Origin of the sequence: Algoriphagus marincola DSM 16067 (assembly GCF_000429405.1) — a bacterium.
GTDB classification, from domain to species: domain Bacteria; phylum Bacteroidota; class Bacteroidia; order Cytophagales; family Cyclobacteriaceae; genus Algoriphagus; species Algoriphagus marincola.
On sequence record NZ_KE386898.1, the window covers coordinates 353,879 to 377,476 of the forward strand.

The 23,598-nt window shown below is 42.3% G+C and carries 24 protein-coding genes; 15 read left to right on the top strand and 9 right to left on the bottom strand.

Annotation, left to right across the window (positions count from 1 at the left end; translation table 11 throughout):
- Positions 1-80: 80 nt before the first annotated feature.
- The 3 genes from G457_RS0118595 to G457_RS0118605 are packed head-to-tail and all read right to left on the bottom strand — an operon-like array spanning position 81 to position 1,668.
- Positions 81-674, bottom strand: a complete 594-nt coding sequence (locus G457_RS0118595) for an anthranilate synthase component II (RefSeq protein ID WP_026947797.1) — start codon at positions 672-674, stop codon at positions 81-83.
- Complete coding sequence (locus tag G457_RS0118600; protein ID WP_026947798.1) at positions 658-1,212, bottom strand: CvpA family protein; 555 nt, start codon at positions 1,210-1,212, stop codon at positions 658-660. Before G457_RS0118600 ends, G457_RS0118595 begins: the two co-directional genes overlap by 17 nt.
- Positions 1,213-1,215: 3 nt before the next feature.
- The gene (locus G457_RS0118605) at positions 1,216-1,668 is read right to left on the bottom strand and encodes a GatB/YqeY domain-containing protein (RefSeq protein WP_026947799.1); all 453 of its coding nucleotides are present in this window, start codon (positions 1,666-1,668) and stop codon (positions 1,216-1,218) included.
- Positions 1,669-1,729: 61 nt separating this feature from the next.
- Between G457_RS0118605 and G457_RS0118610 the strand changes: the two genes are divergently transcribed.
- The 7 genes from G457_RS0118610 (at position 1,730) to G457_RS0118640 (ending at position 10,113) form a co-directional block, all read left to right on the top strand.
- Complete coding sequence (locus G457_RS0118610; protein ID WP_026947800.1) at positions 1,730-2,461, top strand: pyridoxine 5'-phosphate synthase; 732 nt, start codon at positions 1,730-1,732, stop codon at positions 2,459-2,461.
- A gap of 61 nt (positions 2,462-2,522) precedes the next feature.
- Complete coding sequence (locus G457_RS0118615) at positions 2,523-3,686, top strand: CynX/NimT family MFS transporter (RefSeq protein WP_026947801.1); 1,164 nt, start codon at positions 2,523-2,525, stop codon at positions 3,684-3,686.
- A 61-nt stretch (positions 3,687-3,747) separates the two neighbouring features.
- Positions 3,748-4,350, top strand: coding sequence for a DUF2179 domain-containing protein (locus G457_RS0118620; protein ID WP_026947802.1), 603 nt, complete (start codon positions 3,748-3,750; stop codon positions 4,348-4,350).
- Entirely contained in the window at positions 4,350-5,057 is a 708-nt protein-coding gene (locus G457_RS0118625) for a tRNA1(Val) (adenine(37)-N6)-methyltransferase (RefSeq protein WP_026947803.1), read from the top strand. The genes G457_RS0118620 and G457_RS0118625 overlap by 1 nt, the downstream gene beginning before the upstream one ends.
- A 121-nt stretch (positions 5,058-5,178) precedes the next feature.
- The gene (locus G457_RS0118630) at positions 5,179-6,627 is read left to right on the top strand and encodes an IPT/TIG domain-containing protein (RefSeq protein ID WP_162142722.1); all 1,449 of its coding nucleotides are present in this window, start codon (positions 5,179-5,181) and stop codon (positions 6,625-6,627) included.
- Between the two features lie 10 nt (positions 6,628-6,637).
- A complete protein-coding gene (locus G457_RS0118635; protein WP_026947805.1) occupies positions 6,638-9,043 on the top strand; it encodes a TonB-dependent receptor in 2,406 nt (801 codons plus the stop codon).
- Positions 9,043-10,113, top strand: a complete 1,071-nt coding sequence (locus G457_RS0118640) for a DUF4249 domain-containing protein (protein ID WP_248602881.1) — start codon at positions 9,043-9,045, stop codon at positions 10,111-10,113. Before G457_RS0118635 ends, G457_RS0118640 begins: the two co-directional genes overlap by 1 nt.
- 12 nt (positions 10,114-10,125) lie before the next feature.
- Here G457_RS0118640 and G457_RS0118645 read toward each other — a convergent pair whose 3' ends face one another.
- On the bottom strand, positions 10,126-11,457 hold the full coding sequence (locus G457_RS0118645) for a saccharopine dehydrogenase family protein (protein ID WP_026947807.1): 1,332 nt from the start codon (positions 11,455-11,457) through the stop codon (positions 10,126-10,128).
- 119 nt (positions 11,458-11,576) lie between these two features.
- Between G457_RS0118645 and G457_RS0118650 the strand changes: the two genes are divergently transcribed.
- The 6 genes from G457_RS0118650 to G457_RS0118675 all read left to right on the top strand — a co-directional run bounded on the left by G457_RS0118650 (position 11,577) and on the right by G457_RS0118675 (position 15,041).
- Complete coding sequence (locus G457_RS0118650; protein WP_026947808.1) at positions 11,577-12,056, top strand: cytidine deaminase; 480 nt, start codon at positions 11,577-11,579, stop codon at positions 12,054-12,056.
- The gene (locus G457_RS0118655) at positions 12,056-12,703 is read left to right on the top strand and encodes an alpha/beta hydrolase (RefSeq protein WP_035484278.1); all 648 of its coding nucleotides are present in this window, start codon (positions 12,056-12,058) and stop codon (positions 12,701-12,703) included. The genes G457_RS0118650 and G457_RS0118655 overlap by 1 nt, the downstream gene beginning before the upstream one ends.
- Before the next feature lie 90 nt (positions 12,704-12,793).
- Positions 12,794-13,231: a UPF0158 family protein gene (locus G457_RS0118660; protein WP_026947810.1), complete on the top strand. Its 438-nt coding sequence runs from the start codon at positions 12,794-12,796 to the stop codon at positions 13,229-13,231.
- Positions 13,218-14,048, top strand: coding sequence for a glycerophosphodiester phosphodiesterase family protein (locus G457_RS0118665; protein WP_026947811.1), 831 nt, complete (start codon positions 13,218-13,220; stop codon positions 14,046-14,048). The genes G457_RS0118660 and G457_RS0118665 overlap by 14 nt, the downstream gene beginning before the upstream one ends.
- 73 nt (positions 14,049-14,121) lie before the next feature.
- Positions 14,122-14,394 carry a hypothetical protein gene (locus G457_RS0118670; protein WP_026947812.1) on the top strand — a complete coding sequence of 91 codons (273 nt, stop codon included), beginning with the start codon at positions 14,122-14,124 and terminating at the stop codon, positions 14,392-14,394.
- Positions 14,395-14,540: 146 nt separating this feature from the next.
- On the top strand, positions 14,541-15,041 hold the full coding sequence (locus G457_RS0118675) for a GNAT family N-acetyltransferase (protein WP_026947813.1): 501 nt from the start codon (positions 14,541-14,543) through the stop codon (positions 15,039-15,041).
- Between the two features lie 54 nt (positions 15,042-15,095).
- On the opposite strand, the gene G457_RS0118680 is transcribed toward G457_RS0118675, so the two are convergent.
- From G457_RS0118680 to G457_RS0118690, 3 genes are all read right to left on the bottom strand, one after another.
- Entirely contained in the window at positions 15,096-17,441 is a 2,346-nt protein-coding gene (locus G457_RS0118680; RefSeq protein ID WP_035484280.1) for an outer membrane beta-barrel family protein, read from the bottom strand.
- 64 nt (positions 17,442-17,505) lie between these two features.
- Complete coding sequence (locus G457_RS0118685) at positions 17,506-18,759, bottom strand: sensor histidine kinase (RefSeq protein WP_026947815.1); 1,254 nt, start codon at positions 18,757-18,759, stop codon at positions 17,506-17,508.
- Complete coding sequence (locus G457_RS0118690; protein WP_026947816.1) at positions 18,756-19,439, bottom strand: response regulator transcription factor; 684 nt, start codon at positions 19,437-19,439, stop codon at positions 18,756-18,758. Before G457_RS0118690 ends, G457_RS0118685 begins: the two co-directional genes overlap by 4 nt.
- Before the next feature lie 203 nt (positions 19,440-19,642).
- Between G457_RS0118690 and carB the strand changes: the two genes are divergently transcribed.
- Together carB and G457_RS0118700 are read left to right on the top strand one after the other, a co-directional pair.
- Entirely contained in the window at positions 19,643-22,462 is a 2,820-nt protein-coding gene (carB, locus tag G457_RS0118695) for a carbamoyl-phosphate synthase large subunit (RefSeq protein WP_026947817.1), read from the top strand.
- A gap of 22 nt (positions 22,463-22,484) precedes the next feature.
- A complete protein-coding gene (locus tag G457_RS0118700) occupies positions 22,485-22,751 on the top strand; it encodes a DUF4834 family protein (protein ID WP_026947818.1) in 267 nt (88 codons plus the stop codon).
- Positions 22,752-22,817: 66 nt separating this feature from the next.
- Here the strand turns inward: G457_RS0118700 and G457_RS0118705 are convergent, their stop codons facing one another.
- Together G457_RS0118705 and G457_RS0118710 are read right to left on the bottom strand one after the other, a co-directional pair.
- On the bottom strand, positions 22,818-23,006 hold the full coding sequence (locus G457_RS0118705) for a hypothetical protein (RefSeq protein ID WP_026947819.1): 189 nt from the start codon (positions 23,004-23,006) through the stop codon (positions 22,818-22,820).
- Complete coding sequence (locus tag G457_RS0118710) at positions 23,006-23,572, bottom strand: zeta toxin family protein (protein WP_035484283.1); 567 nt, start codon at positions 23,570-23,572, stop codon at positions 23,006-23,008. Before G457_RS0118710 ends, G457_RS0118705 begins: the two co-directional genes overlap by 1 nt.
- Between the last annotated feature and the right edge of the window lie 26 nt (positions 23,573-23,598).

Sequence of the window (23,598 nt, forward strand, 5' to 3'; positions counted from 1 at the left end):
AAACCAGCCATAGCAGCCGATTTCTTTCCTGGTAACTTCTCTACTTCCTACAATCAAAATCTGATTTTTTGAAGCAAGTTCTAAATGAATTGAGACTCTTGCTTTACTTCCAGATCGGCCCATTGAAGCCAGTTTTGAATAATTTCCAATCCGTATTCTGTCAGTAGTGCTTCAGGGTGGTATTGAATTCCAAAGATTGGAAGGTAGGTATGCGCTATAGCCATTATTTCGCCCTTTTTTGTTTTTAAAAGAGGAGAAATCGTCTCCGGCAGATTAGTCAATTGCAGGGAATGATACCGGGTGACAGAAAATTCATCAGGAAGTCTGTCCAGACAAGGATGACTTTGGTGTCGAAAAACCCTCCTGACTTTTCCGTGGGTTGGCTGGTCATTTTTGATAAGTTTGGCTCCAAAAAACTCACCGATAGCCTGATGGCCCAAGCAGACTCCAAGAATCGGCTTTGTTCGATGAAAGGTCTCCAGAATCTGCATCAAATTTCCTGAAGTAGCAGGTCTTCCAGGTCCCGGAGATAGAATCAAACCGTCAAAGGGTAAGTCCTGCAAAGACTCCACCGAAACATCATTTCTGACAATTTTTAATTCCTGCCCAGTCTGAAGAATCAGATCAGCCAACATGTGACTGAATGAGTCAAAATTATCAATTAATAGCAGCATCTTTGACCTTCTCCACGAGCTCTTCAAGTTTGCTTTTGGTGGAATTGACCGAAGGAAAAATCGGTTCCACTGCATCGATTACCGCAGGAGCAAGCGGCTCTACATAGCCAATGAGTTCTGATTCTCTTTCCCACTTTTTGGGTAGGTCTAAGTCAAATTCATTGGTGAACCATAAAAAGAGGCTCAAGAAAAACCCTGCTTTCAGGATGCCGAAAAGTACTCCTCCCATTTTATCAAAAGAGCCCAAAATGGTTAAATCCATGATTTTTTTCAGGATCCAACCTACGCCATTGATCAATAAAATGCTCAGAATGAAAATGATCAAAAAGCCCAATATCGGATAGGCAAGATTGATGGAGTCTACATTTTCACCCAGCCATTCTGCAGCAGGCTCCATGAAATAAAAGCCTAAAACGAGGGCTACTACAAAACCGACCAAACCCAGAATACCGAGCAGAAAGCCTTTTTTGTAGCCCTCATAAGCTCCCAGGGCTAGGAGCAAGATGATGACAATATCGACAAGGGATTTAATCTCCAAGTTTTAGGAATTCAATAGTGCTTTTACTTGATCAGCAATAGCCTTGCCATCTGCTTTCCCGGCTAATTCTTTACTGGCCATTCCCATCACTTTGCCCATGTCCTTCATTCCTGAAGCACCGGTTTTGCTGATGATCGCTTGGATGGCGGCTTGGATTTCTTCCGGAGAAAGAGCCTTTGGCAAAAACTCCTGAATCACCGATAGCTCGGCCATTTCTACCTCATGAAGGTCCATTCTTCCCTGTTGCTCATAAATGTCAGCTGAATCTTTTCGCTGCTTTGCTGCCTTTGTCAGCAACTTCATCTCATCTTCTGCAGATATTTCTCCCTTGGCTCCGCCTTTGGTTTCTTCCAAAAGAATCATGGACTTAAGGGCTCTTAAAGCCGTCAACCGACTTTTATTTTTAGCCAGCATGGCAGATTTAATTTCACTTTCTATCTTTTGCTTCAAACTCATCGGTACTCAGTTTATGTTATAACTTTGTTCTAGAGACAAAATTACCCTTTTCGGGCTTTATATGACCAAATTAAGTGTAAATATCAATAAGATCGCAACTCTGCGCAATGCAAGAGGAGCCAATAACCCAAATGTAGTCCAAGTAGCAAAAGATGCCGAGCGCTTTGGGGCTGAGGGGATTACCGTTCACCCCCGCCCAGATGAGCGTCATATCCGCTATCAAGATGTATTGGACCTGTCCGAGGTGGTTACCACGGAGTTCAATATCGAAGGATACCCAGACAAGCGCTATCTGGAATTGGTCAGAAGGGTGAAGCCTGCTCAGGCTACCTTGGTTCCGGATCCGCCGGAAGCGATCACCTCCAATACAGGATGGGATACAATTACTCATCAAAGCATGCTCAAGGATATCGTGGCAGAATTGAAGGAGTCCGGCTGCCGTGTATCGATCTTTATCAATCCAGAGGAAAAATATTTTGAGCCGGCAAAAATGACTGGGACAGATCGGGTAGAACTCTATACAGAGCCCTATGCTGCGTTCTATCATCAAGACAGAGAAAAGGCAGTTGCTCCTTACGTCAAAGTTTCAGAACTAGCCAAAAAATTGAGACTGGGACTAAATGCAGGTCATGATCTGGATTTGCATAATCTCGCTTTTTTGAAGTATAAGATCCCTTATTTGGATGAGGTGTCAATCGGACATGCGCTGGTATGTGATGCCTTGTATTTTGGTCTGGAAAATACCATTCAGATGTATCGAAGAAGGCTGGAGATGCCGGGAGATTGCCTCTGATAAAAAAAGCTAGGCCCAAAATTAGATTTTGGGCTTAGTTTTGCGAAAGCACTCTGAAGTCTTGAAAAAATCCTCTGATCAGTTTTTACTTTTCCTAGGGATCATTCTGATCTCTATCAACCTCCGCACAAGTATTGCTTCGGTGGGTCCATTGATTCCCTTTATCCGAGAGGATTTAGATATTTCCAATGGTCTTGCAGGCTCCTTGACTACACTGACCTTGATCACTTTTGCCATATTTTCGATCTTTTCTCCGAAGATTGGTAAGCGGTTGGGCAATGGTCGGGCAATTTTTCTAGGGATTTTGCTTCTTTCCATGGGAGTAGTTATCAGGGTTTTGGGTGGAGTTGAGATTTTATTTGTTGGGACAGCCCTGACTGGCGTGGGAATAGTCATCGCTAATGTATTGATGATACCGTTTTTTAAGGCTCATTTACCGGAGAAGCTCGGTCTCCTAACTGCAATTCTTTCTACTGGAATGTCCCTCTTTGCTGCAATAGCTTCCGGGATCAGCGTGCCTTTGGCTGTTGATCTGGGTTGGGGCTGGAGAGGATCACTCGCTTTCTGGGTCGTATTTATGCTACTTGCTTTGGCGGTGTGGTTTCCTCAGGCAAAAGCCAAACCCATCAGAAATAAAGGAGAAGGGCAGGTCGGTAAAAATGTATGGAAATCCCGGTTGGCTTGGCAGGTGACGCTTTTTATGGGCGCTCAATCGGTCATGTATTTCACCATGGTGACTTGGCTTCCTGATATGTTGATTTCTAAGGGAATGAGCCCTGTAAAGGCCGGAATTGCACTTTCCTACATGCAACTCATCTCTTTGATTGGAACCTTTTTCGCTCCATCTTTTCTTATGAAACTTCGGCAGCAGCATATGGTAATTCTTGGAGTATCGCTTGGCTACTTGCTTGGCTATCTTTTGCTTTTTTCATCGCAAGAGTGGGTGCTTTTTGTAGCTATGACCATCATTGGTATAGGTAGTGGGGCAAGCTTGAGCATTGCTTATACTTTGATATCGCTACGAACGGCCGAAGATCAGACTACTTCCAATCTTTCAGGGATGGTACAGTCCGCAGGCTATGTTCTTGCAGCATTGGGCCCCATGCTCTTTGGAATTTCTCTTGATTTGGTGGGGAATTGGGATTTTCTGATTTGGTTTTTGCTTGCCATGACCATTCAATTTTTGTTTTTTGGTTGGAGTGCCGGAAAGGATCAAAAAATCTGAGACAGTTTTCGGACAGCTAAGAAGATTAATATCCTTAATTTTGAGTCAAAATTAGACCGATATGCAAGAATTTTTCACCGACTTAGGAATCTCTGAAAACCTCTTTAATTACTTCATCATGCCTGCGCTAATTTTCATTGCGCGTGTAGGGGATGTTTCGATTAATACCCTTCGCATTATGTTTATGATGAATGGGAAAAAGAATGTGGCTCCTATTTTAGGTTTTTTTGAAGCGCTTATTTGGCTTTTGGCGATTGGTCAGATTTTTCAAAATATCGATAATCCTGTTTCCTATATAGCCTATGCCGGTGGATTTGGAATGGGAACCTATGTAGGAATGCGTTTTGATGAAAAGCTTGCACTGGGTCGGGTACTCGTGCGGGTCATCACTCCCAAGCCACTCCCCGAACTGATCGAGTATATGAAAGAGCGAGACTATCGATTTACCAGTGTGGGTGCTGAGGGCAGGTATGGCAAAGTCAACCTTCTTTTCACAGTCATGAAAAGAGACTCCTTGCAGACTTTTGTAGATAAGGTAAAGTCGATTGACGAGAAGGCCTTTTATACCATTGAAAGCGTTAAACGTATTTCAGAGGACGATCTGAATGTCATGGAGGATAAGCCTCGCTTCAAAATCTGGCTTGGTAGAAAAGCTCGAATTTAATGCCTAATACCTGGTTTCAATTTCAGCAATTCCGAGTCAATCAGGACCGCTGTGGAATGAAAGTCTCCACCGATGCGGTGCTTTTGGGTGCGTTGGCGAAGGCAAAGAGCCCCAAACGAATATTGGATATTGGAACTGGAACGGGTGTCATAGCGCTGATGATGGCGCAGCGATTTTCAAATGCAAATATTACGGCAGTAGAATTAGATTCTGATGCTGCCAGTCAGGCGAGCGAGAATTTTGAGGAAAGTGATTTTTCAGCCCGTTTGGAACTGGTCCACGGAAGAGTTCAGGACTATGATTCCACCGGAAAATTTGACTTGGTAGTCAGCAATCCCCCTTATTTTTCAAATCATCTACCTACCTCAAATCTCAAGCGGCAGCGTGCACTTCACACGGATAGCCTATCTTTTCATGACTTGGTAGAGGCTGTAGAAAGAAACTTGTCAGCCGATGGTGAATTTTGGGTAATTCTTCCTCCCAAAGAATCTGCTGTCTTGGAAGAAATGCTTTTCAATAAAGGTTTTTATTGCAGTAAGTCAGTTTTAATTCAGGATAATCCAAGGCTTAAATTTCATCGGGTTGTTTCTTCTTTTTCAAAGCATCAAAAGGAAAGGCAGGTAGAAGAAATTGCTTTAAAAAATGAAAAAGGGAGTTTCTCAGAAGCCTATAAAAAATTAATTTCTGGTTTTTTACTCGGTTACTAAATTATAAACCTGCTAAATTCTCACTGTATCAAATTAGATTTTGAATTCGTAGTTGGATAAAGTATCTATTTCTCTATTTTTGAGATTTAAAAGACTACCACAAATGTTAAAATTTCGGTTCTTGAGCTTAGTTTTTATGCTCATGTTTATTCTTTCTTGTACCGAGGAGGATCCTGAAGTAATTCTTGTTACCACGGAAGAAGTATTATTTGCAAGCGGAGATGAGATCCGCTTATTAGGCCGAGTAATCAGTAATCAAGAACTCTCCCTTGTAGATCATGGCTTTTATGTCTCAGAAGATGCATCATTTTCAAGCCCTGCGATCGTTTCATTAGGAGTAAAAGATGGTCCGGGCAGATTTATAGGTCAATTGGCCGGCTTGAAAGTTGGGAGACCTTACTTTGCAAAAGCATTCATGGATAGAGGAGCTGAGATTGAATTTGGGAATGTTCTGGAGCTTTCAACTTTAGAACCTGCGATTCTCGACTTTTCTCCAAAGTTCGGTGCCGTCGGGGAGGAGATTTTGATAGAAGGAAGGAATTTCGGTGCAGATACCCGTGTCTTTTTTGGAGGGCAAGAGGCTCAGGTGATTGAAAACACTCTTCAGAGTAGGTTGCGCGTTCGAATTCCTGCTGCAGAAGGAAATCAAATTGTTCCCATCCGGGTAATTGTACAGGATCGTGAAGTATCACTTTCCGAAAGTTTTGAATATCAGATAGGTACTTATGAGAAGATTAGTACATTCCCTGAATCTATCCGGGTCTATGACAATGTTTTCTTCCAGAATGGACAGGGTAGTTTTTTCATTGGCCTAGGTTCCGAGCGGAGATTGGCATTTTTGCCTGGTTTCCAGCAATATGACGTATCCTCATCCACTTGGCAAGAGGTAGCTTTTCCAGGAGCCAGTCGATCCTTTGCCTTTTTCACCGATCATTACATTGGAGGAGGACTTGGTCAATTGGGGTCCAATCCCTTCGTCTATGAGGGAAGTTTTTGGGGCTACGAAAACGAAGTCTTTACCCAATTACCGGATTTACCTTTCTTGAGCAGGGATGCTATTGCATTTGAGCTGGGAGAGGATTTGTATGTTATTGGTAAAAACCCTGACACCACGAAATTTTTCTTCCGCTTCGACAAATCCGAGATGCGCTGGGAGCTTTTACCCACTCCAGAGCAAGAATTCACTCGAAATGACGCTGTGTTTACCTATCAGGGAAATGCATATTTGATTGATTCATTGGACGGTACAATCTGGCGATACAATCCAAATTCAGGTGCTTGGGATGCAATTGGGACATATCCAGGCTCTCTGGGAAATGGAAGAGGAATGGCAAGGGTAATCGGCGATAAGGCCTTCATTGGACTCTTTGAGCGATCAGATCAAGTATTTGAGTTGGATTTGAACAGCTTTAGCTGGAAGCCCAAAAACCCCATGCCGGGTCTCCCTCAGAGTGTCCTGGTTGGGCATTTTGTCAGTGGTGAATCCTTGTATATCATGAGAGTACCCGATATTGCGCTGGCTGGAAACTTCCCAATGGATTTTTATCGTTTTGACCCAGAGGGCATTTAAAAGACTATTTATGAAGAAAATTCTACTCACGTTCCTTACCATTTGTCTAGTGACTATCGGGATGGCACAAGAAAAAGCCAAACCGACAGTCATCGGTCGAGATATTGGGCAATTGAAAAATATCAGGATCAATGGTCGAATCATTGATGAAATCACGGGGGAGGCTTTGGTGGGAGCAACCGTCACCATTACTGAGATCAATCAAACCAGAATCACGGATAATAACGGTGAATTTGAATTTAACCTGGACAGAGCCGAGTACACGCTGGAGTTTAGGTATGTAGGATACGAGAGTATTACCTACCCAATCGTAGCAGTTGGTGACGGAAGAATCGCTATGCGGATGATTCAGGAAGACTTCGAATTGGACGATGTGGTCATTTTTGGTAGAGATCCGGAAAAGAATATTCGCTCTACCGATATGGGGGCTGTGACGATGAGTATGAATACCATAAGGGAATTGCCTCCTTTTCTGGGTGAAGTGGATATTATTCGATCCATGGCCACCTTACCCGGTGTATCCCAAGTCGGTGAAGCAGCAGCTGGCCTAAACGTCCGGGGTGGTGGAGCAGATCAAAACCTAATTCAATTTGCAGGGGCTCCAATCTATAACCCAACCCACCTTTTTGGTTTGTTTACCTCCTTCAATCCCGACATCGTCAATGATGTAACCCTTTACAAATCGGTGATTCCTGCACGATTTGGTGGTCGTGGATCATCCATTTTGGATATTCAGCCAAAAGCAGGAAGTATAGACCTCTGGGGAGGAGATTTGATGGTGAGCAACTACTCAGGGAAAATTGGAATCAATGGACCACTGGTCAAGGACAAAGTTTCCATCAAAGGAGGTTTCAGGGGCTCGTATATCAACTGGTTTTTGGGTGCATTGAGTAATCCGGATTTGAATAATTCCCAGGCAAATTTCTATGATGGGAATCTCGTTATTTCTGCTCCAATTTCTGAAAAGCAGGAATTCACCTACAGCTACTATACTTCCTACGATGATTTTGCTTTCGCTTCGGATACCACGATTTCTTGGAAAAATAACTCGCATTCGATCAATTGGAAGGGGAGATTCGGAGATAAGCTAGGTGTACAGGCTTTGGGCTATCTGACTCAATATGATTACAATATTTTCAATCGATCAGGGATCAATGATTTTGATCTCAACTCTGGTATCGAAGATTATGGGGTGAAGCTTTTTGCTACCTATAATTTTTCCGAAACCAATTTACTGACGGTTGGCGGAGAATTTAAAGATCTGACTATTCAGCCGGGAGAATTGGTGCCTACCAATCAGCAGGAGTCAGGAATTCTGCCACAGAAAGTCCAAGATGAATTTGGCAGAGAAATGGGCGCACACTTCCAGCATGAGTTTGAATTGGGAGAAAAAATTGGGGTTTCCTATGGTTTGCGCTATGACCTGTTCCAGTACTTTGGTCCTCGTACAGTTCGTCAATATGCCCCAAATCAGCCATTGTCTGACGGCAGTGCGATTGGAGAAATTGACTATGCTGAAGGGGATAAAATCATTTCTTATGATGGACTTGGACCCCGAGCTTCGGTTCGCTATTCCCTTTCGAAGTACAGTTCGATCAAGGCTGGGTATAATAAAATGTACCAGTTCATTCATCTGATCTCCAATACGGCAACCATCGCGCCCACTGATATCTGGAAACTCAGTGATGACTTTTTGAAGCCCCAGATTGTGGATCAATATTCAATTGGTTTCTATAACAATTTCATGGGGAATATTTTTGAGACCTCGATCGAGGTGTATTACAAGGATATTCAGAATGTAGTTGAGTATAAGGATGGGGCCAATCTCATTTTGCAAAATCACCTCGAGACTGAACTTGTTCCGGCACAGGGGCGTGCTTTTGGTGTGGAGCTTTATGCAAAGAAAAATCTAGGAAGGCTGACTGGATGGATTTCTTATACCTATTCACGAAGCCTGAGACGCGTGATTACCGCATACGAGGAGGAAATAATCAATGACGGAGAGTGGTTTGCATCCAATTTTGACAAGCCGCATGACGTGACATTGATAGGAAATTACAAGCTAAGCACCAATACTTCCGTATCTGCTACCTTCGGCTACAGTACGGGGAGACCGGTTACTTTTCCGGAGGCGAAGTTTGATTATTCCGGAAATAATTTAGCCTATTTCAATCGCAGAAATGAGCAACGCTTGCCTGACTTTCACCGATTGGATATTGCGGTCAATTTCAAACTCAAGGGAAGCGGACGGTTCTTCGAGGACGGGGACTGGACTTTCTCTATTTTGAACTTGTATGGACGCAAAAATCCATTCTCTCTGTTTTTTGTGGATGAGCAAGGCGCTCCACCACAGGCTAATCGATTGGCAATTTTGGGAGTACCACTTCCTAGTTTGAGTTATTCAATCAAGTTTTGATGGAAAAGATGTTAAGAAGATTTATATACCTGATTTTTCTCCTACCAGTGGCATGTATTGATCCTTTTGAGGTAGGACTGGAGACAGGCGAGCAATTGCTTACCGTAGAAGCAGTATTCACTTCTCACCCAGGCAGGCAGACAGTTCGGTTGACTCGAAGTGATACCTATGGGTCAGTATTTGAAGGATTGATTAGGCCAGTAAGAAGTGCTACAGTGATAGTAAGAGATGATTTGGGGAATGTGGTTTTTTTGGAGGAGGATCAAGACAACCGAGGAACCTATGTGACTACTACTGATTTTGCAACTGTGCCTGGGAGGTCCTATACACTTCAGATTCAGACTGTCGAAGGAAAAGTATATTCGTCCTTTCCAGAAAAAGTTCAAGCTGTCCCTGAGATCAGTAATCTTTCTGTTCAGACCACGACCGTGCCTGTGGAAGGAGAAATCAATCCTCGCTCAGGTGTGCAGTTGGTGGTAGATATCCAAGATCCAGCTGCTGAGAATAATTTCTATTTCTGGAAAAATGGCCCAGCTGTTTATGTGTTGGAAACCCGACCAGATTTATTTACACCCAGGCCTTCGGATGCCAATCCCAGCCGTGAGCCTCAGCCAAAGGATTGTTGTTTTACCTGCTACAGAAGTGAGCAAATTGACAATAGTGGGATTTTCATTGCCAATGATGATAATTTCAATGGGCTGAGCACCAAAATCGTCGCTGGTTTTGTGGAGGACGATGGTTTACGATTTGTCAACACGTACCGGGTTGACCTCCGTCAAATCAGTATCTCCCAGGAGGCTTATCGATTCCTTCGTTTGGTCAAGCAGCAGACAGAAATCAGTGGATCAGTGTTCGATCCACCACCAGCAAATATCCGGGGTAACCTAGTGAATTTGGAGGATCCAGAAGAAGTAGTTCTTGGGTACTTCATAGCAGGTGCTGAGACCGTGCGCAGGATTTATATAGATAAAAATGACCTGACTTTTCAGCAGCCAAAAGCGATCATCCCGGATGATTGTAGATTGGTAGAAGGAGCTCAAGAAGATGCTCCTGCGGATTGGAATCCATAAAAACAGAAAGGTTTAGTCTTCCAGCAGTTCCTCCTCAAAGCGGATCCCAAATTCTTCTAACTTCTCAAGGATGGGCAGGTAAATTTCGGGCTTAATGGGCATATGCAGACCCTTGAGTTTGATTTTTCCTTCCAAAAATAAATCCACTGCAATAGCAAGCGGCAGGCCTACTGTTTTTGCCATTGCAGTAAGGGAGGCATTTTCTCCCTTTACAACTAGGCTGGAGAGCAATTTTTGATTTTTATCCCCTTTTCGGATTTCAAACTGATGTTGCATGACGATCATGTCTCGATCAGTTTCTTCGAGAGCCCATTCTTTTTCTAAAATCGCCTGTAAAATCTGGGCCGGACTTCCTTGATAAATTGGCAAGGGATCATGTGAAAAAAGACCAATCCACTGGATTTTTTCAAAAGTCTTGAAATCCATTTCCGGAAAGAAATCGGTGAGTTTTTCTTCTACAGAACGGTCGGTATCAAAGGGCAAAAAGCTATTCAGGAAATCCCGTTTGCTACTTCCCTGTGGAGGATTGAGCTCGATACTGTCATCGGTCAGACCGAGCTGAACCAAGATATCCCAAGCCTTGCAAAATCCCGTTCGCCTCAGTGTTCCCCGAAGCATGGTTGGGATATTTTCCAATCCGTAGGTTTTGCGATAGCCAAGCGAGTCTCTGTTGGGGTAGCCTTCGTACTCTCCTAATCCTTTGAAGTGGATTGGTTTGATTCGTTTGAAGAGTTGGTGATAGGGAATGTATTTGAGTCGGGACTGTTCGATATAGCGGGACATTCCCTGTCCTGCTAAAACCACATTTCTTGGGTTCCAGGTGAATTTATATTTCCAGGGGTTATCCTCGCATTCGGGGGAAAGTAATCCTCCGGCGTAGGATTTGAATGATAGGATCTCTTCCCCTTTTGTCTTAGCCTCGTCGATGATTTTCATGGCAGACATGTGATCGATGCCAGGGTCCAATCCACATTCGTTCAGAAAGAAAAGCCCTTTTTCTTCAATTTGTGATCTCAAGGCTCTGATCTCTTTGCTTTCATAGGATGCTGAGAAAAAGTGTTTACCAAGCGCGACACAGTCTTCTGCTATAAGTGGATGCAGGCGAGCCGGAAGCATAGAAATGACCAAGTCTGACTCTTCGATAAGGTCTCTTCGCCTTTCTGCATTGGATATGTCCAAGGCTTCTGCACGGGTATTCGGACGGTTTCGGAGCTTCTTTTCTGCTACTCTACTATCCAAATCAGCCAAGATGATCTCGCGGTGTTTTTCTACAGCTTGGGCTACTAAATAGTCAATTAAAAAAGTGGAGGATTTCCCACCTCCCAAAATCAAAATTTGCTTCATATTTCTGGGGTTTCTCAGCTAAAATTGGTCAATAAATACTTCAGGAAAAAAGTAAATGGGAGGAAAATGAAAAACAATTGTGACTGTAAATCGTCTTATTTTTTCCATCTTCGAAAACTATGACTAAGGATAATACAGATTCAATTTTTGAAATCCTTGATATTCAAGATTTAAGCACTGAGGAGCAGTCGCTTTTGCAAACTGCACAAGAGATTTCCGAAAAAGCCTATGCCCCTTATTCCAACTTTCAGGTAGGGGCAGCGGTGATGCTTTCAAATGGTACTATTCTCAAAAGCAGCAATCAGGAAAACGTCAGCTTTCCTGCTGGAGTCTGTGCGGAGCATTTGGTACTGAGCTATGCCGGGGCAAATTATCCCGAGTCCGCTCCAGAATGTCTCGCGATTGTGGCAAGACGAAAAGGAGAGCAGTCTTGGGCCAATGTGTCCCCTTGTGGTATCTGTCGACAGGTCATCAATGAGGTAGAAAACCGCTTTAAGCATAAAATCAAGATGATTATCTTACGGGAGGATGGCAGGGTTTATTCTATCCCAGGAATATCAGCCTTGTTACCTTTGAAGTTTGATGATCTAAATTCCTGATGATACGATCTACGCATCGCTTTACATACGAGTCCACATATTTTTTGTCCAAAGAACCTGACGAAAAGGTCAAAGATTTATGGATCGTTTTTCATGGTTACGGACAGTTGGCGGAATATTTCCTTCGCAAATTTCAGTTCTTAGCCACCGAAGAAAGGCTATTTCTTGCTCCGGAAGCCACTAATTATTCCTATCTCAAAGACTTTAAAGGTAGGGTCGGTGCAAATTGGATGACCCGTCATGAACGTGAGCTTGCCATAGCCAATAATCATCGCTACTTGGACAGTCTACTCGAAGGGATTTTAGAGTCTTTTGAGCAAAAGCCTAGAATCCATGTACTCGGATTTTCTCAGGGAGCCGCCACTGCTACTCGATGGGCTTCCCAATGGAAAGGGAGCTTGGATACATTGCTGCTTTGGGCTGGAGGATTTGCAGAGGATATGGCTTTGGATATTGCACGGGATAAATTTGAGGAAACTACGATTTTTTCAGTGTTAGGTTCTCAGGATCAATTGATTACTGAGGAGAGTTTAGCTCGTCAAAAGATCTTGATTCAAGGTTTGGACAGAGACGTTGAGCAACTTGAATTTCAAGGTGGGCATGAGCTGGATTCGGAGCTTTTAAGAAAAATTGTAGAAAAGGCTTGATAGCTCGGAATTTGGTCTTTCTTTTGTGTGAAAAAAACAATTGGTACAAAAACCGACTTTCATTATTTTTCCAGAAATAATTAAAAACCAATGCTTTCGCTTACTGATCAAGAGGTAGACCGGATTACTACCCAACTCCTAAAAGGAATGGTGTGCTTTTTCCAAATCGATAAAAGGAAAATCCACCACATGCCGGACGATGAAGATTATTTCAACTATGACTTGACTCCCGATGAGGAGGATATCTTAGATGAAATCGATGCCAATCCTGATAATTACGCCGAATTTACCAAAATGGAAATTCCTCAGGAGCATCAAATGATGCAGGATTTTATTGATCGGTATGTCAAGGAGCGAAACCTCGCAGAGGATCTTGTAAATGCACTGACTAAGCCGAAGTCGCTCACAGCCTATAAGTTCTTGATCGATGAGTCTAAATACAAAAATCAGTGGCATGAGCATCGCCAACTGAAATATAAAGATTGGGTCCGGGAGCAAGTGGATAGTTTCAACTATGCAGAAGACTGATTTCCATTTCAAAGGCTTAGCGATGCTAGGCCTTTTTTTCTTGCCATTATTTTTCACCCATCTCTCAGCACAGACGCTTTTTGAGCTAATCTCCTCTTCCAAGGCTTATCCGGTTTCCCATCGTGGAATCAGTGAAGAGCAGCCCGTGGAGAATTCTCTGATAGGGATAGAAAAGGTCCTGCTTTCTGGTATTGACTTTTTCGAAGTCGATGTGAGAAAAAACGCTGATGAGGAATTATACCTCCTGCATGATGAAACGCTAGATAGAACTACTTCTGGTCTCGGCCGATTGGATAACAAGTCCAATAGTGATTTGGCAGGAGTTCAGCTGAAAATCACGGACGAGCCTATTCCCACATTTCAAAGCTTCTTGGATTTTGCTAGAAATGACTCCCTATGGATTATGTTGGATGTGAAGGAGCCAATTCTTGATGAGGTACTATCCCAAACCAAGGCGGCAGGATTAGATGCTCGAAGTTTGGTTTTGACTTTTGATAGAAAAAGAGCTCAAGAGGCTTTGGGAATTCAGGGTGATTTTCTCATTTCTGTATTAGTAACCAGGATGGAGGACCTTCACTTCTACCAGGAATTATTCAGATCAAGAAGATTTTTAGCTTATGTTCCCAAAGACGCTGAAATAAGCTTATTTCAAGCTGTTGCTGGCGAGGGGGTTCCTATTCTGACTGATGTGATGGGGGAAGTAGATCGAAAAGCTATTGAGGATGAAGGCGAGAGTTACCGTGATTTTTTAAAAGAAAGGAAAATAAACCTCTTGGTCAGTGACAATCCATTGTTGCTTCAGGAAAGTGTTCGGTAAAATTTGGGCTTTTATTTTCGAGCAATTCTATTTATTTTAATTCGGCTTTTATTCCAAACAAAATTTCATGGACATGGAAAATAAGACTTTCGCCGAGATGACTGATGAAGAATTATTGCTTGAGAAAAAGAAGCAGAAAAACTCGAAGATTTTTCATGCAGTTGCAATTGGATTTCTTGCGGGAACCCTGATTTTTGGAATGGGGGGGTGGTTAATGTCTCCAGAAAAACGAATTGGTTTTCTGATTCCTATGCTGATTCCAGTAGTTTTTATTTATAAGATTTTAAAAGGTCCAAAAAATGACAATGGGTTGGAGGAAGTCTTAAAGCAACGAGGTTTAAGCTGAGCTTTTCAAATAAAGAATTCATCTAATTGACCATTTAAGCTGAGGGCCTTTTTGATTTTATTTGATCATTTAGGGTGAAAGCCAGTTGACTTGGTTTTAACCATATTAATAATACTTCAAACTGATTTTTTCTTAAATAGATGATCATGGAAGACCATCAAATTACTATTCGAAATGAACTCAAGGCTGGTGATTTAGGTCAAGTTGCTGCTTTGCATGGTCGAATTTACTTCGAAGAGCATGGTTTTGAGATGGGCTTCGAGGCATACGTCATGGAAAGCCTGTTGGAGTTTTACCGGCAGTATGACCCAGCTAGGGACAAGGTGTGGGTGGTAGAGGCTGATGGAGGGATGGTTGGTTTTTTATTGCTAATGCATAGGCAGGACGAGCAGGCCCAACTGCGGTATTTTATCCTAGAAAAGAAATACAGAGGAATGGGTCTGGGCAAAAAACTGATGCAGGAGTGGATAGAGTTTTATAAAGAAAAAGGTTACAAAGGTGCGTTTTTGTACACCACATCTGGACTTGACCCAGCAGTCAGTCTTTATGAGCGATTCGGTTTCAAAAAGGTCAGCCAAATCAAATCGAGGAATTTTGGTGTCCCACTTTTAGAAATGCTCTATCAATTGAAGATGGAGAAGGCATAAAAAAACACCTCCAATTTAGAGGTGCATTTTTCTTATTACCCAATCTATGTTTTTTTAAAAGCTGTATCGTGCACTCAGGAGTGCTATCCGGGTTTCTCTTTTGGAGTAGAAGTCTTGGTTGAAAGTATTGGTACGTGCAAATCCAGCCCATCTTCTGGTGTCGAAAATATCTCTAACACTCAATGTGACAGAACCGCGGTTGCCTGCAAAACCTTTTTGGACACTGGCATCCACAAAATATTGAGAGAGGTCTCTACCCTGGGCTTCGATCTCAGGAGATTCATAATTGGCTACCAATTGGAAATTGATTCCATAAGGAAGCTTGAAGTCTTGCGTAAGCTTTGTGTTCCAAGAGAATCCCGAATTGGTAAATTCTTCACCGATATTCGAACCATCCACCGAAATCTGGAAGATGGTTATACCACCATTCAGCGAGTACCATTCGTTGATTTCTCCTACTCCGACAAATTCGACTCCGTAAGAGGTGGATGAGAGTAAGTTGTCCGGCTGGGAATAAGAAATCCCATCTTCAATAATAGTTACAAAATCAAACTGGCCTTCTGTATGTCGGTAAAAGATATTGGTTGCAAAGCTAGATTTATCAAAATTAGCTAAGTGTCCCAATTCAAAAGAGTCGATCATTTCCGGCTGTAAGTTGGGATTACCTCTTCGTACATTCAGTGAATCTGTAATATCTGGGAAGGGGTTCAACCTCCAAGCAGTGGGCCGGTCAATTCGGCGACTATAGGTGAATTTTAATGAATGATTATCATTCAAGTTGTACATAGTTTGCACACTTGGAAAGAGGTTAAAATACCGTTGCTGGTTTTCTTCGTCTGTATTTGCCAAATAGGTATCTACTATGGTTGCCTCACCTCTTAGTCCTAAAGAATATTCAAATTTTTTCCCTGCATTGGCATAGATGAAATAAGCCGCATGGATCTGATCCTTATAAATAAAGCGGTTACTGATGGCCGGGTCTTCCACAAATTCTTGGCTCTGCTCATCTAGACGCTCATACCGGTAGTCATTGTCAAATTCCCGAATATTGGATTTTAGACCTGCTTCTATTTTTCTTTTTTCATCCAAAGGCTTGATGTAATCAACCTGAAAAATAGAAATGTTTCGTACTTCATCTGTCACCGCTCTTTCCTGACCATTCAAATTAGAGGGGTCTGGATTAAGTGTATTCCTAAAAATATCAATGTTCTGTGTTTTGAACTGATTTCTATAGGAATGACTGGCCAATGCCCGGAGGGTATTTCCTTTGTCAGCGAATGAATGCTCAAATATCAAGGCGTTATCAATTCCTTCATCCGATTCATTTTCATTGTTTCTTCGGACGTAGTCAAACTCAAACAATTCGCCGTTTTCTAGTCTTTCCAACTCTGCAAAAAGGGTGTTGGTCTGATAATCCATCCCATATTGATACACACCTTCATAGCTGATCACATTATTTCCAAAATAATAGTCAGCTCCAGCGTTTAGATTATGTCCCGTTCTTCTGGAGGAATTTCGTGTGTTTTGTTCGAGCGTTTCGTTTGTTTCGAATATTTCACGGGTAGAGGATCGGTCTCCTACGTCCCGCCAATCTCGATAATTATACCCTCCAAACACATTGAAACGCTTTCCTCTGTGATTCAGACTTCCTCCAATATTACTTCTACCCCGAGTACCGTAAGTACCTTCTACATTTCCGTGAGTACCGAAGTCTTGTCCTTTTTTCAAAATAATGTCGATCACACCACCTTCAGCTTCCGCATCAAAACGGGCGTTTGGATTATTGATGATCTTAATTTCTTCAATGGCGGAGGCAGGAAGTTGATCCAAGTTTTGTGTGAGGGAGGAGTTTCTACCATTGATCAGGATATTGGTGCCCGAACTACCTCTTAGCGATATGCTTCCATCCTCAGATACAGTGATAGATGGGGTATTTCTTAGGATGTCTAAAAGCGTACCACCAGTATTTGCCAAGTTATTGTCTGGAGTAACGGTGATGCCTTCCATAGTAGATCGAACAGGCATTTTGGTTGTTTGGACGACGACTTCCTCCAAGGCTTGTCCCTCACTTTTCATGGATAGTTCTCCAAGGTCTTTGGAAGTGCTCAGATCGATATCAGAAACGATCAAATCCTCAAACCCTAAGAAAAAAGCTTTGAAGGTGTACTTTCCTTTTGGAGCGCGGAGAGAAAATTCTCCATTTTCGTCAGTGTCTGAGAATACTGTCGGGCTGGCATCTTCTATCGATTGAAACAAAGCAACCTGAACAAATCCGAGTGGCTCGCCGCTTTGATCATCGATTAGAGTCCCTGAGAGGGTGTTTTCCTGCCCAAAAATTGGAATTGATACAAAAAGCCCCAGAAAAATACTGAGGTAAAAAGATTTAATTGTGGCGTACATTGTTGGTTTGGTTTAAGTATTCGCTACAAGAGTACAATATGATTTTGTAGAGAATTTGAAGCGATTACTTAAACAAAATAGAAATTACGTGCAAATTGTTTTCAATTCGGTAGGTAGGTCTAAAGCCGTAGGTTTTGCATATTTGCTTGACTATGGCCAAACCCAAACCAATTGAATCAGAGCGATTTTCGGCTCTTTTAAAGCGCTCAAAAAAGATTTCGGGATCCATTTCAGGAAGTTTTCCGGTATTTTCTATTCGTATGGAGTAGTCATTGAGTTCTACCTGAATTTTTCCGCCCGGTTGATTGTGCTTGATGGCATTGTTTACCAAATTCTGAAGCAGGACTTCGGCTACAAAGGGATGAATTTTCACAAAAGCTTCCTCTTTGATTTGAGTTTTGAGATTTAGATCTTTCATTTCGATCAACTCCTCCATACTTTCAATTACTCGCAAGAGAATTGGACTCAAATTGATTGTCTCCGGTGCTTCAAACTCTTCATTCTCCAACTTGGCAAGCATGGATAGAGATCGTACGATTTTGTTGATCTTTTCATTGCTTTGGTAAATGGACTGAATCATGGCAGCTTGGTTTTCGCTGATATCTTCATTCATCATGTGTTCGAGTTTTCCGCGGATGATCGCCGAAGGGGTCTGGATCTCATGTGAGAGGTTCTCTGAAAACTCCTTGATTTGCTGATAATCATTTAGCAGTTTTTGGGACATTCGAGCCAAGAAGCTATTCAGTTTATTAAACTCAGAGATTGCATACTGATCGAATTCCAGCGGTTTATTTTGTTGAAAATTAAAGCCACGGATTTTGGATAGTGTTTGATGAAAGGGTCTAAGAATTCTCTTCGATCCTATTCTTACAAAAAAGCCAAGTATTACCAGCTGAATCAAAAAAACCGAGGCCATAGTGATGACGACTGTCTCAGTGATATCCTCGCTTTCTATCACCACATTGTAATAAGATATTCGATAATGTTTGTCCTCAGTTTTGAAAGATTTACTAGCCTTGAGTTGTTTTTCATGGCGGTTCATCGGGTCATGATAAGCGACGGTATCTCTAAGGGAAAGTTCTTCGATGGGTAGGTTGAAAGGGATTTCTTTTATTTCAAGCTTATCATAATTCAGTCGATCTGGCGATACTCCTGCCTTTACTCTCTGGGCATAGGCCTCAATCTGACGGTCTAGTTCGCGTCCGAGTTCAAAGTCAATTTCGGAATCGAGTTTTTTATAGATCAAAAATCCACCGATCAGCAGACCGACCATTGTGATCAAGATATACCAAGCGGTGAGAAGGTTTAGTAGTCTCATTTTGCGTTCGCGTCAAATTTATAGCCTATGCCATAGACAGTTTTGATGTAGTCCTTTCCACCAGCCTTCTCGATCTTCTTTCGAAGATTTTTTACATGTTGGTAGACAAAATCAAAGTTGGCCAAGTCATCGGTGTAGTCTCCCCAAAGATGCTGGGCGATGGCTTCCTTACCGATGACTCGATTTTTGTTGGTCAGGAAAAAGAGGAGTAGGTCATACTCTTTTTTGGTCAGATCGAGGACACTTTGATTCACTTTTGCCTCCAGAAGTTTGGTGTCCAGATTGATTTCATTGAAAATGATTTGATCCGAGCCGTCCAATTTGCTTCTGCGGTAAATGGCCCGAAGCCGGGCAAGTAATTCCGAAAGATGAAATGGCTTTGGCAAGTAATCATCTGCACCCAAATCCAAACCTCTAAGCCGATCATCAAGGGCATTTTTGGCAGAAATGATCAAAACATTTGCAGAGATTTGATTGGATTTGATGAAGCTTAGGATGTCCAGTCCATTTCCGTCAGGTAGCATGAGATCTAGCAGGATGCAATCATATTGGAAAGCCAAAAGCTTGTCCTGCGCCTCGAAAAGGTTCTTGGCTGTTTCGCAGCGGATATTCTCCTGCTCAAGGTAGTTGACCATATTCAGGGTCAGATCTTCATTGTCCTCGATAATAAGTACTTTCATAAAGCTTTACTTTTGGGGCGGGTTTTGGGTGAAAGTCTTGAAATTTACAGCTAGGCTTTGAAGCAATTTTGAAGTAATCAAATTAGCCTTTTTTTATTTCTATTCAGGATTCTTCTACTTTTCTCCATGTCCCTATCGGATATTTTTCTAATTTTGACCCAATTTGGACTTAAGTAAAATTTTCTTCTCAACCCACCTTTCAAATGCCTAAAGACAGTAGCATCAAGCACATTCTTATCATCGGTTCTGGCCCTATCGTCATTGGTCAGGCTTGCGAATTTGATTATTCCGGTTCGCAGGCTGCAAGATCACTGCGGGAAGAGGGTATCATTGTCACCTTGATCAACTCCAATCCGGCTACGATCATGACAGACCCAGTTACCGCAGATAATGTATACCTGCTACCTCTGGAGAAAAAATCCATTCGAAAAATACTGACTGACCACCCGGATATCGATGCTGTACTGCCGACCATGGGTGGTCAAACTGCATTAAATCTAGCGATCGACTGTGATAAGGCTGGAATCTGGAAGCATCACGGAGTAAAAATGATCGGGGTGGATATCGACGCAATCGATACTGCCGAAAATCGGGAGAAATTCAAGGCGCTGATGGAGAAAATCGGGGTAGGTGTCTGTAAAGGTGCTACGGCTACATCCTTTCTTCAAGGAAAAGAAATCGCTCAAGAGATCGGTTTTCCGCTGATCATTCGTGCCTCCTATACGCTTGGGGGTGCTGGAGGTGCTTTCGTGGAGACCAAAGAGGAATTTGAAAAAGCGCTTTCTGCGGGACTACAAGCATCACCGGTTCATGAAGTCTTGATCGAACAAAGTATTTTGGGCTGGAAGGAGTATGAGTTGGAGGTCATGCGCGATAATATCGGGAACATGATCGTGATCTGTTCCATTGAGAATTTTGACCCCATGGGTGTGCATACCGGAGACTCGATTACAGTTGCTCCGGCCATGACCTTGCCGGATACGGTCTACCAGCGAATGCGAAACTATGCCATCACGATGATGAATTCCATCGGGAACTTTGCAGGAGGATGTAATGTGCAGTTTGCCGTCAGCCCTGACAATCAGGAAATCATCGGTATCGAGATCAATCCACGGGTTTCCAGATCTTCGGCCTTGGCTTCTAAGGCAACCGGGTACCCAATTGCCAAAGTAGCTGCCAAGTTGGCAATCGGCTATAATCTGGATGAGCTTTCGAACTCCATTACTGGAACCACTTCAGCTTATTTCGAGCCTTCGATTGATTATGTGATCGTGAAGATTCCTCGTTGGAACTTCGATAAATTCAAAGGCTCTGATCGTCGACTAGGACTGTCCATGAAAGCTGTGGGCGAGGTGATGGGAATTGGAAGGAATTTCCAAGAAGCTTTGCAAAAAGCCTGTCAGTCTCTAGAGATCAAGCGAAACGGATTGGGTGCAGATGGAAAAGAGCTTCGGGATCAAGAAAAGATACTCTATTCCCTAGCTAACCCTAGCTGGAACAGGCTTTTCCACGTGTATGACGCATTTAAGCTTGGTATTTCCTTCCGTACGATTCAAGATCTTACCAAAATCGATAAGTGGTTCCTGAAGCAAATCGAGGAACTTATTCATCTTGAAGCTGAAATAGACAAATATACCATAGATACAATTCCTCACGAGGTAATGGATATGGCTAAGAAAAAGGGATATGCAGATCGTCAGATTGCTCACCTACTTGGCTGTTTAGAAAGCGAGGTTTTCAACAAGCGCTACACAGAAATGGGAATCAAGCGAGTGTACAAGCTTGTGGACACCTGTGCGGCTGAGTTTGAAGCTCAGACTCCATATTATTACTCTTCCTTTGGGGAAGAGAATGAGTCCATCCGTACTGACAAAAAGAAAGTGGTTGTTCTAGGTTCGGGACCGAATCGGGTAGGACAGGGGATTGAGTTTGATTATTCCTGTGTGCATGGTGTCCTAGCTGCCAAAGAATGCGGATACGAAACTATCATGATCAATTGTAACCCAGAGACGGTTTCTACGGATTTTGATGTGGCGGATAAGCTTTACTTTGAGCCTGTATTCTGGGAGCATATTTATGAGATTATCCTTCATGAAAAGCCTGAAGGAGTGATCGTACAGCTCGGTGGTCAAACTGCCCTGAAGCTTGCAGAAAAGCTAGATAAATACGGGATTAAGATCATTGGTACCAGTTACGAGGCCTTGGACTTGGCAGAAGACAGAGGTTTATTTTCCACGCTCCTGAAAGATAATAATGTACCTTATCCAGAGTTTGGTACGATTCACAATACCGATGAGGCGCTTGAGCTTTGCAAGACCATCGGCTTCCCGCTGTTAGTGAGACCTAGCTATGTGCTTGGAGGACAGGGGATGAAAATTGTGATCAATGAGAAAGAACTGGAAGAGCATGTGGTAAACGTGCTGAAGGATATTCCAAACAATGAGATTTTGTTGGACCACTTCTTAGAGGGTGCGATCGAAGCAGAAGCCGACGCGATCTGTGACGGGGAGAATGTCTATATCATAGGAATCATGCAGCATATTGAACCTGCGGGTATTCACTCCGGAGATTCCTATGCCGTATTACCTCCCTACAACTTGGGAGATTTAGTCATCCGGCAGATCGAAACTTACACCGAGCGAATTGCGCTAGCACTGAAGACACATGGTTTGATCAATATTCAGTTTGCCATCAAAAATGACAAGGTTTATGTGATCGAGGCCAACCCTAGAGCTTCGCGGACCGTTCCTTTTATCTGCAAAGCCTATCAGGAACCTTATGTCAATTATGCCACAAAGGTGATGCTTGGAGAGAAAAAAGTCAGTGACTTTGAATTCAAACCGGTCAAAAAGGGTTATGCTATCAAGGAGCCTGTCTTCTCCTTCCACAAATTCCCGAATGTGAATAAGGAGCTTGGGCCTGAAATGAAGTCCACCGGTGAGGCAATCTATTTTATTGACGATTTGATGGACGATTACTTCTTGAAAATCTACTCAGAGCGAAACCTGTATTTGAGTAGATAATTTCGAATCAAAAAAAGCTTTAATGGGAGGTTTATTAAAATTTATCATAATTCTTTTGGGTGTCGGATGGTTGCTTGGGCAGCTTATCCGATACTTTCTTCGTACCAAGTTGGCAAAATTTGCTCAGCAGGTAAGCGAGATGGAAAAAGAGCAGCGTAGAGCACAACAGGCTGCTTCCAGATCAAATGAGGGGGTGAATGTGGATTATATCCCTAAAAATCACCAAAAGAAACGCCAGAAAGATATTGAAGGCGGAGAATATGTAGACTATGAAGAAGTGAAGGAGTGATTAAATTCCTTCACTTTTTTTCTTGCACCAAAAAATCTTATAGCCTCTGATGTTTTTTGAAAAATTCTAGTACACTTTTTCTTCTTTCTTCCTTTTTCTTAAGAAATAATCTGGTGTTCTTGTTACTATTTTTCCGTCAATTTGAACTACAATATTTTGTTTCAATTTCTTCTTCATTTTCAAAAAATCATCGCCTGAATTGAGAATGGCGGATTTTAGTTTTTCTTTCAATACTTCTTTTTCTTCTGAACTCATTATAGAAAAGATTTAATGGCCTCAAATATAGGAACATCTATGACTTTTATTTTAGTTTCCTTTTCGGCAATTAATTTGGGGTCCGGTCCTGAATTGTCGAAAATCAATAAATAATCTGCTAAATTAATATACAACTTAAATAGGTTTATTAATCCTCGGTGGTACCTCCTTTTTATTATTTCTTCTGGAATATGATGCCCACCCTCAGTTACTCTTTTTTTAACTCTTTCTATTGCTAGTTCCGGCGATTTAAGCCAAAAAAATACTATTGAGACGAAATATCCTTGGTCTTGAGCATTTTTAATTAGGCTCGAATATGATTTTGTTGCCAATGTTGTTTCAAATGCGAAATCCTCACCTCTTTTTATCAAATCATGAATTCTAGCAAGCATAATCCTCCCTGCCTCTAAAGAAACTTTTTCAGGCTGAAAGGGGGAAAGGCCTCTGGCAATTTCGTCTGCATTGACGAATTCTTTGCAGTCTAGAAGCTGAGGAAGTATTCGAAATGATGAAGTAGTTTTTCCAGCTCCATTACAACCTGCTAAAATGAATAGTCTCTTTTGCATGATATTGAAGTTGGAATAATAGTTGG

Coding starts and splice junctions, on each gene's coding strand:
- G457_RS0118595 (WP_026947797.1), bottom strand. CDS start 674: ATGCTGCTATTAATTGATAATTTTGACTCATTCAGTCACATGTTGGCT.
- G457_RS0118605 (WP_026947799.1), bottom strand. CDS start 1,668: ATGAGTTTGAAGCAAAAGATAGAAAGTGAAATTAAATCTGCCATGCTG.
- G457_RS0118610 (WP_026947800.1), top strand. CDS start 1,730: ATGACCAAATTAAGTGTAAATATCAATAAGATCGCAACTCTGCGCAAT.
- G457_RS0118620 (WP_026947802.1), top strand. CDS start 3,748: ATGCAAGAATTTTTCACCGACTTAGGAATCTCTGAAAACCTCTTTAAT.
- G457_RS0118625 (WP_026947803.1), top strand. CDS start 4,350: ATGCCTAATACCTGGTTTCAATTTCAGCAATTCCGAGTCAATCAGGAC.
- G457_RS0118635 (WP_026947805.1), top strand. CDS start 6,638: ATGAAGAAAATTCTACTCACGTTCCTTACCATTTGTCTAGTGACTATC.
- G457_RS0118640 (WP_248602881.1), top strand. CDS start 9,043: ATGGAAAAGATGTTAAGAAGATTTATATACCTGATTTTTCTCCTACCA.
- G457_RS0118645 (WP_026947807.1), bottom strand. CDS start 11,457: ATGAAGCAAATTTTGATTTTGGGAGGTGGGAAATCCTCCACTTTTTTA.
- G457_RS0118650 (WP_026947808.1), top strand. CDS start 11,577: ATGACTAAGGATAATACAGATTCAATTTTTGAAATCCTTGATATTCAA.
- G457_RS0118655 (WP_035484278.1), top strand. CDS start 12,056: ATGATACGATCTACGCATCGCTTTACATACGAGTCCACATATTTTTTG.
- G457_RS0118660 (WP_026947810.1), top strand. CDS start 12,794: ATGCTTTCGCTTACTGATCAAGAGGTAGACCGGATTACTACCCAACTC.
- G457_RS0118665 (WP_026947811.1), top strand. CDS start 13,218: ATGCAGAAGACTGATTTCCATTTCAAAGGCTTAGCGATGCTAGGCCTT.
- G457_RS0118670 (WP_026947812.1), top strand. CDS start 14,122: ATGGAAAATAAGACTTTCGCCGAGATGACTGATGAAGAATTATTGCTT.
- G457_RS0118675 (WP_026947813.1), top strand. CDS start 14,541: ATGGAAGACCATCAAATTACTATTCGAAATGAACTCAAGGCTGGTGAT.
- G457_RS0118680 (WP_035484280.1), bottom strand. CDS start 17,441: ATGTACGCCACAATTAAATCTTTTTACCTCAGTATTTTTCTGGGGCTT.
- G457_RS0118685 (WP_026947815.1), bottom strand. CDS start 18,759: ATGAGACTACTAAACCTTCTCACCGCTTGGTATATCTTGATCACAATG.
- G457_RS0118690 (WP_026947816.1), bottom strand. CDS start 19,439: ATGAAAGTACTTATTATCGAGGACAATGAAGATCTGACCCTGAATATG.
- carB (WP_026947817.1), top strand. CDS start 19,643: ATGCCTAAAGACAGTAGCATCAAGCACATTCTTATCATCGGTTCTGGC.
- G457_RS0118700 (WP_026947818.1), top strand. CDS start 22,485: ATGGGAGGTTTATTAAAATTTATCATAATTCTTTTGGGTGTCGGATGG.
- G457_RS0118705 (WP_026947819.1), bottom strand. CDS start 23,006: ATGAGTTCAGAAGAAAAAGAAGTATTGAAAGAAAAACTAAAATCCGCC.
- G457_RS0118710 (WP_035484283.1), bottom strand. CDS start 23,572: ATGCAAAAGAGACTATTCATTTTAGCAGGTTGTAATGGAGCTGGAAAA.